At 66.2% G+C, this 10,147-nt stretch carries 8 protein-coding genes and 1 tRNA gene; 5 read left to right on the top strand and 4 right to left on the bottom strand.

Going from position 1 to position 10,147, the window contains the following annotated elements; all coding sequences use genetic code 11:
* Window positions 1-38: 38 nt before the first annotated feature.
* The 3 genes from rlmH to O0J73_RS19390 all read left to right on the top strand — a co-directional run bounded on the left by rlmH (window position 39) and on the right by O0J73_RS19390 (window position 1,716).
* The gene (gene rlmH, locus O0J73_RS19400; protein WP_005418108.1) at window positions 39-509 is read left to right on the top strand and encodes a 23S rRNA (pseudouridine(1915)-N(3))-methyltransferase RlmH; all 471 of its coding nucleotides are present in this window, start codon (window positions 39-41) and stop codon (window positions 507-509) included.
* Window positions 510-531: 22 nt separating this feature from the next.
* A tRNA-Asn gene (locus O0J73_RS19395) sits at window positions 532-608 on the top strand.
* Between the two features lie 133 nt (window positions 609-741).
* Window positions 742-1,716, top strand: a complete 975-nt coding sequence (locus O0J73_RS19390) for an alpha/beta hydrolase (RefSeq protein ID WP_197564567.1) — start codon at window positions 742-744, stop codon at window positions 1,714-1,716.
* Between the two features lie 20 nt (window positions 1,717-1,736).
* Here O0J73_RS19390 and O0J73_RS19385 read toward each other — a convergent pair whose 3' ends face one another.
* From O0J73_RS19385 to O0J73_RS19370, 4 genes are all read right to left on the bottom strand, one after another.
* Entirely contained in the window at window positions 1,737-3,158 is a 1,422-nt protein-coding gene (locus O0J73_RS19385; RefSeq protein WP_197564566.1) for a basic amino acid/polyamine antiporter, read from the bottom strand.
* Window positions 3,159-3,295: 137 nt separating this feature from the next.
* Window positions 3,296-6,091: a TonB-dependent receptor gene (locus tag O0J73_RS19380; protein ID WP_049458001.1), complete on the bottom strand. Its 2,796-nt coding sequence runs from the start codon at window positions 6,089-6,091 to the stop codon at window positions 3,296-3,298.
* Between the two features lie 199 nt (window positions 6,092-6,290).
* The gene (locus O0J73_RS19375; RefSeq protein WP_308309406.1) at window positions 6,291-6,950 is read right to left on the bottom strand and encodes an energy transducer TonB; all 660 of its coding nucleotides are present in this window, start codon (window positions 6,948-6,950) and stop codon (window positions 6,291-6,293) included.
* 217 nt (window positions 6,951-7,167) lie between these two features.
* Complete coding sequence (locus O0J73_RS19370) at window positions 7,168-7,905, bottom strand: SIMPL domain-containing protein (RefSeq protein WP_006460407.1); 738 nt, start codon at window positions 7,903-7,905, stop codon at window positions 7,168-7,170.
* Between the two features lie 131 nt (window positions 7,906-8,036).
* Here O0J73_RS19370 and O0J73_RS19365 point away from each other — a divergent pair, with 131 nt between their 5' ends.
* Complete coding sequence (locus O0J73_RS19365; RefSeq protein WP_006460404.1) at window positions 8,037-8,645, top strand: Maf family nucleotide pyrophosphatase; 609 nt, start codon at window positions 8,037-8,039, stop codon at window positions 8,643-8,645.
* Window positions 8,638-10,125 (top strand): ribonuclease G, encoded by a 1,488-nt coding sequence (rng, locus tag O0J73_RS19360; RefSeq protein WP_008264487.1) that lies wholly within the window; start codon window positions 8,638-8,640, stop codon window positions 10,123-10,125. Before O0J73_RS19365 ends, rng begins: the two co-directional genes overlap by 8 nt.
* The last annotated feature ends 22 nt before the right edge of the window (window positions 10,126-10,147 follow it).

Here is a 10,147-nt window from a genome sequence, read left to right as displayed (position 1 = left end):
GCGCCGATGGCGCCGTCGACGTTTTGGAGATGCCATAGATGAAAGCGCGCCTGATAGCCACCGGTGAACGCGCACCCAGCTGGGTCGCGCAGGGGTTCGCCGAGTACCAGAAGCGGCTGTCGCACTGGCTGCCGTTCGAGCTGGTGGAAATCGAGCCCGGTCTGCGTGGCAAGGGCCGCGATCCGCGCCGCGCCACCGAAGACGAAGGCAAGCGGGTGATCGCTGCATTGCCGAAGAATGCATACGTGGTCGCGCTCGACGTGCCGGGTCGCCAGCTCAGTTCCGAGCAGCTGGCGCAGCGCCTGGAACATTGGCGTGGGCAGGGCAGGGACCTGGCCTTCCTGATCGGTGGCCCGGAAGGACATTCGCCTGAAGTCTCGGCATTGGCCGATGAGAAGTGGTCGATCGGGCCACTGACGCTGCCGCACATGCTGGTGCGGCTGGTGGTGGCCGAGCAGCTGTACCGTGCTGCTGCGATGATTGCCAATCACCCCTACCATCGCGCGTGAAGAGTGGTTATACTAGTCGTCTGCCCGAATAGCTCAGCCGGTTAGAGCACTTGACTGTTAATCAGGGGGTCGTTGGTTCGAGTCCAACTTCGGGCGCCACCTTGAAAAACCTGCATCGCGAGATGCAGGTTTTTTTTTGTGCCGGGTAGAGTCGAGCTCGCTCGACTGCTCTGTTGATCGGCCACGACAGTCGAGCAAGCTCGACTCTACAATGCAGCGTCATTGATCAAGGATGTTGATCGTGCGCGCACTCCTGTTGCTGGGCTCGCTGCTGCTTGTGGCGTTGCCGTTCGCTTCAGCGAAAGCTGAGCCTCCCACCTGGCACCCGCCACAGGGCGCCACGGAACTGCCGTTGTGGCCGGATGGCAAGGCGGCGGTGCCGCCGAAACTGAAGGGACCCGAGCAGCTCAGCGAGGCGATCTCCGAAGCAAGTGGCGAACGCTGGATGATGCTGCAGAACGTGGCGGTGCCGACCCTCACCGTATTTCCGCCGAAGGAGCCGGGCAATGGCACTGCAGTGTTGGTGGTGCCGGGCGGCGGTTACCGCGTGCTTGCGATGGATCTGGAAGGCAGCGAGATCTGCCAATGGCTGACCACGCAGGGCATCACCTGTGCGTTGCTCAAGTATCGCGTGCCGGCGTCGGGACCGAACTGGGACCGCGACTGCAACTGCCGCGACAACCCATCGGTGCCGATGGCGCTGCAGGATGCACAGCGCGCGATGGGAATGCTGCGTGCGCACGCCGCGCGCTGGAAGATCGACCCGAAACGCGTCGGCGTGATCGGCTTTTCCGCGGGTGGCCATGTGGTGGCTGGCCTGAGCACGCATGCGGGGCGCAGCTACACGCCGATCGATGCAGCGGACGCTCAGCCGAGCCGACCCGATTTCGCGATGGTCATGTATTCCGGGCACCTGTGGGCAGGGCACGGCAAGGGACTGTCGCTGGTCAAGGACATCGTCGTGGATGACAAGGTGCCGCCAACGTTCATCGCACAGGCCACCGATGACCGTACCGATGACGTGCGCGAATCACTGGCCTACTACCGTGCCTTGATCGATGCGGGCGTGCCGGTGGAAATGCACCTGTTCGCACGCGGCGGCCATGCGTTCGGCCTGCGCAGGCAGGACGCACCGGTCGCGGCATGGCCTCGCCTGGCCGAGCGCTGGATGCAGGACATCGGCATGCTGCCGGAACGCCCATTGTAGAGCCGAGCCCATGCTCGGCTCTACAGCGTCAGCTGGCCCTTCGAGAACGCGACCAGCGTGGTGATCGCCACCAGCAGAATCGCACCGAACAGCACCCACTCCCAACGCGTGAACACCCGCTCGCCGCGCTGGCGCCGGGTCAGCGCGAACAACACCACGCCGGGTACGTACAACAGCACCGACAGCAGCAGGTTGTCGAGGCCGCCGGCGTACACCAGCCACAGCGCATAGGCACTGGCCAGCAGTGCGACACCGAAGTCGCGCCAGCGCACGCCCGGCTCGCCTGCGTAGGCGTGCCCGCGCCAGGCCAGCTGCACGCCGAATGCGGTGGACAGGAAGTAGGGCACCAGGCTCATCGACGCGGCCAGCAGTACCAGTCCGGTGTAGCTGCCTGCATTGACCAGCACCAGCAGCAGGAACAGCTGGATCAGGCCGTTGCTCAACCAGAGCGCGTTGGCGGGCACGCCGCGTGCGTTCTCGCGGCCCAGGAACGCCGGCATGGTGCCGTCGCCCGCTGCGGCATACAGCACTTCGGCACACAGCAGCACCCAGGCCAGCAGCGCACCGAGTACGGAAATGATCGAACCGATGATGATCACCGTGGCCCCCCACTCGCCTACGATGGCACGCAGCACGTAGGCCATCGAGGGATTGGGCAGCCCGGCCAGTTCAGCCTGCGACAGCACACCCATCGACAGCAGGCTGACCAGTACCAGCAGCAGCCAGACACCGAGGAAGCCGATCACCGTGGCGCGGCCGACGTCGGCGCGACGGGCGGCACGCCGCGAGTAGATGCTGGCGCCTTCGATGCCGATGAACACCCACACGGTGACCAGCATCATGCCGCGCAGCTGCTGGCCGAGGTCGCCGAGTGCAGGTGTACCGAGGAAATCCGCGCGGAACACATCCAGGCGGAACGCGCCTGCCGCGAGCACCAGGAACAGCGCGATCGGCAGCAGTTTGGCCACCGTCACCAGGCCGTTGACGATGGCTGCGGTGCGCAGGCCACGCAGCACCAGCAGATGCACGGTCCACAGCAGCACGGACGACGCGGCGACCGCGGCCGGCGTGTTGCCTTCACCGAAGACCGGCATGAAGTGGCCGAGGCCGCTGAAGATGAGCACGAAGAAGCTGGCGTTGCCAAGCACGGAGGCGACCCAGTAGCCCCACGCCGCAGAGAAACCGATGTAGTTGCCGAAGCCCTCGCGCGCATACGCGTAGATGCCGGTATCCAGGTCCGGCCGGCGGTTGGCCAGCGCCTGGAACACGAAGGCCAGCATCAGCATGCCGGCGCCACTCACCGCCCAGCCGATCAGTGCGGCGGCCGGCCCGGCGCTGCGCGCGACGTTCTGTGGCAATGAGAAGATGCCGGCGCCGACCATCGAGCCGACCACCAGTGCGGTCAACGCGGGCAGGCCCAGTCGTTGCGATGTTGCGGCCATGGAGATCCCCTGCGGCAGTGATGCCGCGTGGACACGGTAGCCGCGTGGCCGTGAACACGCCTGCAAGGGCCAGCAAGACGAAGGCCCGGGCAGATGCCCGGGCCTTCGAACGTGCTGCATGCAACGGCGTGCTGCTGTTACTTGAACGTGTACTTGAAGCCGACGGTGTAGTAACGGCCCAGCGCACCGGAGAAGTGCATCGGGTTGTAGTTCACCGCGCCGTAGGTGGTCGGATCGAGCGGGGCGATGCGATCGAACACATTGGCCACCGAGGCATTGAGTTCGAACGAGTCGTTGATGCTCCAGCGACCGGACAGGTCCATCGTGGTGAACGAGGAGATCTTCGTCACCGGCGTGCCATCAGCGTAGAAGGCCAGGTAGCTGCCACCACGGCTGTCGATGTTGTCCATCTTGCTGATGTAGTTGACGATGCCGCTGACGCTCCACGGGCCCTGCTTCCAGGTGGTGCCGAAGTTGACCTTGTCCTTCGGGGTACCGATGCAGTTGGTGACGTCGCAGTTGCCGTGGGTGCCCACGTAGTCAACCGTGTCGCCGCCTTCGGTGCGCTCGAACTTCAGGATGTGGCTCCACTGCAGGTCCAGCTCCAGCTGGCCCGGGCCGATCTCGAAGGTCTGGCGGATATCGGTGTCGATACCGCGCACACGCGACGAGCTGGCATTCACATAGCCGGTGTTGACCGCCAGGATGGTGCCGCTGTTGGCCACGCCATTGAGATTGTTGCTGTCGCGCAGCACGTTGCCGGCAAGAATCGCCGCTGCGGTGCTGCCCTGCACGATCTCGTTGGTGCGCTTGATCTGCCAGGCGTCAACCGTCATCGAGGTGGTCGAGGTCGGCTGCAGCACGATGCCGACCGAGTAGCTCTTGGACTCTTCGGGCTTCAGCAGCTTGTTCGGCTTGGTGATGATGGCCACCGAGTTGGCGCCGCATTCGCTGGCCGCGCCGCCGCTGATCTGGCAACGCACCGGATCGACCGCAGTGGAGAAGGCGGCCAGGCCACCATCGCCGTTCTCGGCCGGGTTCGGCGCGCGGAAGCCTTCGGCGTAGCTGGCGCGCAGGGCGATCCAGTCGGCCGGGGTCCACTTCACGCCCAGCTTCGGCGTGGCCTTGCCTTCACCGCTTTCGTACTTGTCGTAACGCAGCGCGCCGGACAGTTCCAGCTGCTCCAGTACCGGTGCCGACAGTTCGACGTAGCCGGCGTAGACGTTCTGGGTGCCGTCATAGGCCGAATAGCCCAGGCCGATGATGTCGCCCTGGTCGGTGTAGGTCTGCGGGGTCAGGCTGTTGCTGGTCTTGCGCCACTCGGTGCCGATCGCCAGGCCCAGCGGGCCACCCTTGAGGTCCATCAGGCTGCGCGACACGGTGAAGTCGAACATGTCCAGGCTCGACTTGGCACGCGCGCTGATCTTCGGCGAGATGTAGTCGTACAGTGCCTGCGAGTTCTTGCCGGCATCATCACCGATGCGCCACACGCCACCGGCGCAGTTCGCATTGCCCAGTGCGCACTGCACGGCGCTGTAGCGCAGGAAGCCGGTGCGCTCGTTGGTCAGGTCGGTGCCTGAGTGCAGGTAGGCGGTGTCGTAGCTCCAGTCGCCCCAGTTGCCCTTGATGCCGACCAGGAAGCGGTTGAACTCGTTGGTGTTGTCGGTCACGCGCGGGCCGACGTCCCAGGCCGAGTAGCGCACGCGGACCGGCGTACCCGGGGTCGGGTTGTCCGGGTGGTTCGGGCCCAGCACGGTGGCGCCAGGGCCGGAGTTGGCATTGACCGGGCCGCCCGGATAGCCCCAGCCGCCCGACACGCCGGACGGGGTGTTGCTGAAGATGGTTTCCTTCTTCGAGTAGCCGATCTCGGTGTAGATCTCGCCGCCCTCACCGAAGGCGAAGCTGGCACGGCCGAACACGTTGACGTACTTCTCTTCCGGAATCAGGTCGCGGTACTGCTGTGCCGGATCCCACAGGCAGCCGTCGGCGGCGATGCTGGCCGGGGTCTGGCCACCGATGGTGGTCAGGCCGGTGCAGCCGGGCAGCGGCACCAGGTGGCCGGTCGGATCGAGGTAGGAACCGTTGGGGCCTGCGCCACCGGAGGTGCCGCCACGGGTATAGGCACCGCCGAGGAACTGTGCGGTCTTGTCATAGCCCCACGGGCGGGTGTCGCCGGTACCGATCCACTTGCGGTTCTTGCGGTCGCTCAGCTTGATCGCGTCGGTCTTGCCCACGTCCAGGCTGAAGAACGCATTCCAGCCATCGGTGGCCAGGTCGCCGGTACCGGCGGTCAGGGTCGCCTTCCTGGCGTCGCCATCGCTGTCACCGGACAGGCCGTAGGAGCCACGCAGGATGACGCCCTGGAAGTCGCTGCGCAGGATGATGTTGACCACGCCGGCGATGGCATCGGAGCCATAGATCGCCGAGGCGCCGTCCTTCAGCACTTCCACGCGCTCAACGGCGTCGAGCGGGATGGTGCTCAGGTCGGTGAAGACCTTCTGGCCGTCATCGGCCAGGCCATAGGTCGCCATGCGACGACCATTCAACAGTACCAGTGTCGAGCCGGCGCCCAGGCCGCGCAGCGAGATGCCCGCGCCACCGCCGGCAAAACCGTTGCCGAAGGTCTTGGGAATCGAGCCGGCGCCATCGGCGGTGATGGTCTGCAGGTACTCGGCCAGCGAGGTCTTGCCGGTGCGGTCGATTTCCTGGCGGGTCACCACCTGCACCGGGGACGGTGTTTCGGTGTTGGTACGCGGGATGTTCGAACCGGTGACCGTGATGCGGTCGAGGTTGGTGGCCTTTTCCTGCGCGAAGGCGGAGGTGGAAGCCATGGTGCCCACCAGCAGCAGGGTGCCGCCGGCAAGGACGTGGGTGATGGACGATGCCAGGGTGCAGCGGCGGCGGCTGGCGGGCCGTTGGATCAGGTGTTTCACAGCTTCTCTCCTAACTGGAAAACCGTAGCGTTGAGGGCTGTCTCCGGTACTGTCCGGGACGGATCAATCTAGGTTTCCGGCAGGTGACGAAGTAGTGAAATTTTGCTTAATTCGTAACGCCTGACTGCGGGCTTTGCCGAGTCTGTCCTTTCGCATGTGAAGGCCGGCCCGGAAGGTAGCCGGGCCGGCCCTGAAAGCTTCAGTCCGGCAGCGAGAACTGCACCGGTACCAGGCCGATGGCCGGTACCGCTACTCCGTCACGCTGTGCCGGTTCAAAGCGCCAGCGCTTGAGCACCTGCTGGCGGGCGGCCTGGTCCAGGCTGCGTGAGCCACTGCTGCGCTCGATGCTGACCACGACCGGTTGACCACTGCTGTCGACCTCCACCCGCAGCAGTACCGTGCCCTGCTCGTGGTTGCGCAGCGCCGGTAGCGGATAGGCCGGTGGCGGTGCGCTGCGGTACTGCAGCTGGGCGCCGGCCATTGGCGTCGAACTGTCGATGGCCGGGACCGAGGGCAGGGACGCGGGTTCGGCAGCGGGCGTGACGATGCCCTGCGCTTCCTCCAGTGTGGCGGTCGGCGCCGGCAGTGGCGTTGCTTCCTTCGGCATGGTCTGCTGCTTCGGAACAACGTCCACGTGCTGGGGTTCCGTGCGCAGCTTGGGCGGCTCCGGCGGCCTGGGAATTTCCTTGGGGATCAGCCGCACCGTGGTGTTGTCGCGGGGCAGGGTGGTGATGGCCTGGTAGGTTGCCGGGATCAGCAGCAACAGGAAGGCCAGAAGATGCAGGGCGATGGCCGCGCTCCAGGCGGCAACGCGGGCGGGGTCGAAGTGCGGGGATGCAACGGGATACGTACGAACCATGGTCCACCTCCATGCCAGTGACGAAGTCCTCAACGCACCAGGGCCCGTGGCGGGGTTGCCGCACGCGGCTGGCAGTGCATCAGTAGCGCGGCATGGCGGCCACTGCCTAGAGGCAGGGGCATGATCGTTGTGCTGGCCTTCAGCCAGTCCCGGCAGCAGGCATGAAAAAAGGCGGGCCCCGTTCGGGACCCGCCTGGTTCGGCACGGGCGGCGGCGATCAGCGGCCCAGTTCGAACACCACGTCCAGGTTGACCGAGACGGTCGATTCACCCGGCGCGACCGGGGTGGCCTTGTCCATCGCCGCCCCGGCGGCCATGGCACGCATCATCGGCATCGGGCGGTAACCGCCACCGGCGTTCTCGGAGATGCTGACGATGCGGCGCACCTGCAGGCCCAGCGACTTCGCATAGGTCTGCGCACGCGCCTGCGCCTTCTTCAGCGCCGCCAGGCGGGCTTCGTCGTACACCGGCTCGGGCTGGTCGATCTCGAAGCTGGGGCCGTTGATCTGGTTGGCGCCCTGCGCCGCCAGTGCGTCCAGCACCTTGCCGAGCTTGGCGATGTCACGCACCTTCAGGCTGACCGTGTTGCTGGCCTGGTAGCCGGTGATCTTGGGTGCTTCGTTGTCGGCATAGCGGTACTGCGGGTTGAGGCTGACACCGCTGGTCTGCACGTCGCGCTCGGCAATGCCGGCGGCCTTGATCGCGGCCAGCACCTTGTCCATCTGCTGGGCGTTCTGGCGCATGGCGCTGTTGCCATCGGCGGCCTGGGTGACCACGCCGGCCGACAGGGTGGCCACGTCCGGTACGCGGGTGGCTTCGGCGTTGGCCGAGATGTTCAGCAGGGTGCCTTCAGCCGGGGCAGCGATCGACGGCGACGGCGGGGCAGCATGGGCGGTCATCGAGGTTCCAAGGGCGAGGGACAGGGCGAGCAGCAGCGGGGTGGCGGTCAGGCGCATGGAGAACTCCTTGTTGTGCCAGTGAGGGTGGTGTCGTAGCGATGAACGCGCTGTGAGCCTGTTCGGGGTTGAACGCGTTCCGGAACGGGTTGCCGACGATTCAGGTGGCGGCCTCAGGTTATGCTGTGCCGATGCTCTATCTTGCTTCCCGCTCCCCCCGACGCAACCAGTTGCTGGCCCGACTCGGACGCCCCTTCCAGGCCCTTGACCTGGAGGTCGTCGAGCAGCGCGCCGCGGCTGAAAGTGCCGAACAGTATGTCTGCCGGGTCGCCGCCGACAAGGCGCGCGCCGGGCTGGCCCGGGTGCTGGCCGATGACCCGCAGGCGCGGGTGCTCGGTTCGGACACCGAAGTGGTGCTGGACGGTGAAGTGTTCGGCAAGCCGGTCGATGCCGCCGATGCGCGGGCGATGCTGGCGCGCCTGGCGGGGCGCACCCACCAGGTGATGACCGCCGTGGTGGTGGTCGGCGCGCAAGGGCTGGACAGTGAGCTGGTCATCTCCGAGGTGACCTTCGCGCCGATCGACGCCACCGACATCGCCGCCTACGTGGCTACCGGCGAACCGTTGGACAAGGCCGGTGCCTACGCCATCCAGGGCGGCGCCGAACGCTGGATCGAGCACCTGTCCGGCAGCTACTCCGGCGTGATGGGGCTGCCGTTGCTGCACACCGATCGTTTGCTGGCGCGCTGCGGCGTGCCGGCCCCCATTGCCGATGCCGCCAGGGAGGCTGCAGATGTCTGAGGAAATCCTGGTCAATGTGACCCCGCGCGAGACCCGGGTCGCGGTGATCGAAAACGGCATGCTGCAGGAACTGCACATCGAGCGCGGCTGGCGCCGGGGTGTGGTCGGCAACATCTACAAGGGCAAGGTGCAGCGGGTCATGCCCGGCATGCAGGCTGCCTTCGTCGAGGTCGGGCTGGAGCGCGCCGCGTTCCTGCACGCCAATGACGTGGTGCGCCCGGCCCCGGTGGCCAGCGCCGATACCGAGAACACCACGCTGCCGCCGCCGGCCAGCGTGCCGATCGTCGAACTGCTGCGCGACGGCCAGGACATCGTGGTGCAGGTGGTGAAGGATCCGATCGGCACCAAGGGCGCGCGCCTGACCACGCAGATCAGCATTCCCTCGCGCTACATGGTGCTGCTGCCGCAGTCCAAGGTAGTGGGCGTATCGGCCCGCATCGAAGACGAGACCGAGCGCGCGCGCCTGAAGGCGTTGGTGACCGAGCTGTCGGCCCAGCATGGCGGCTACGGCTACATCGTGCGCACCAATGCGGAGGGCCAGCCGGCCGAGGCCATCGCCGAGGACATCGCCTACCTGTCGCGGGTGTGGAACGTGGTCGAGCGCCGCGGTCGTGAAGCCGCATCCTGCAGCATCATCTATGAAGACCTGAGCCTGCCGCTGCGTTCGGTGCGCGACCTGATCCGCAAGGACGTGGACAAGGTGAAGGTCGATTCGAAGGAGACCTTCGGCCAGCTGCAGGCTTTCGTTGCCAAGTACATGCCGGTGCTGGCCGAAAAGCTGGAGCTGTATTCCGGTGACCGCCCGATCTTCGACATGTTCGGGGTGGAGGATGAGATCGGCCGCGCGCTGGACAAGCAGGTGCCGCTGAAATCCGGCGGTTACCTGGTGATCGACCAGACCGAGGCGATGACCACCATCGACGTCAATACCGGTTCGTTCCTCGGCCAGCGCAACCTGGAAGAGACGGTGTTCCGCACCAACCTGGAGGCCGCGCAGGCGGTGGCGCGGCAGCTGCGGCTGCGCAACCTGGGCGGCATCATCATCATCGATTTCATCGACATGGATGATGCCGAGCATCGCCGCCAGGTGCTGCGCACGCTGGAGAAGGCGCTGGCCCGCGACCATGCCAAGACCACGGTGTACGACTTCTCGCCGCTGGGGCTGGTGGAGATGACCCGCAAGCGCACGGTGGAAAGCCTGGAACGCCAGCTGTCGGAAACCTGCCCGCAGTGCAGTGGCCGGGGCAGCATCAAGACCACTGAGACGGTGACCTACGAGATCTTCCGCGAGATCACCCGCGCGGTGCGCCAGTTCGATGCCGCGCGCCTGCTGGTGATCGCCTCGACCAAGGTGGTCGCGCGCATCACCGACGAGGAATCCTCGGCGGTGGCCGAGCTGGAGGAGTTCCTCGGCAAGAGCATCCGCTTCCAGGCGGACGAGCAGTACCTGCAGGAGCAATTCGATGTCGTTCTGCTCTGATCCTCGCCGGCCGCCGGCCGGG

The organism is Stenotrophomonas sp. Sm6012 (genome assembly GCF_030985895.1).
Classification (GTDB): Bacteria; Pseudomonadota; Gammaproteobacteria; order Xanthomonadales; family Xanthomonadaceae; genus Stenotrophomonas; species Stenotrophomonas forensis.
This window is presented reverse-complemented; position numbering and strand designations above follow the sequence as displayed.

Coding starts and splice junctions, on each gene's coding strand:
- rlmH (WP_005418108.1), top strand. CDS start 39: ATGAAAGCGCGCCTGATAGCCACCGGTGAACGCGCACCCAGCTGGGTC.
- O0J73_RS19390 (WP_197564567.1), top strand. CDS start 742: ATGTTGATCGTGCGCGCACTCCTGTTGCTGGGCTCGCTGCTGCTTGTG.
- O0J73_RS19385 (WP_197564566.1), bottom strand. CDS start 3,158: ATGGCCGCAACATCGCAACGACTGGGCCTGCCCGCGTTGACCGCACTG.
- O0J73_RS19375 (WP_308309406.1), bottom strand. CDS start 6,950: ATGGTTCGTACGTATCCCGTTGCATCCCCGCACTTCGACCCCGCCCGC.
- O0J73_RS19370 (WP_006460407.1), bottom strand. CDS start 7,905: ATGCGCCTGACCGCCACCCCGCTGCTGCTCGCCCTGTCCCTCGCCCTT.
- O0J73_RS19365 (WP_006460404.1), top strand. CDS start 8,037: ATGCTCTATCTTGCTTCCCGCTCCCCCCGACGCAACCAGTTGCTGGCC.
- rng (WP_008264487.1), top strand. CDS start 8,638: ATGTCTGAGGAAATCCTGGTCAATGTGACCCCGCGCGAGACCCGGGTC.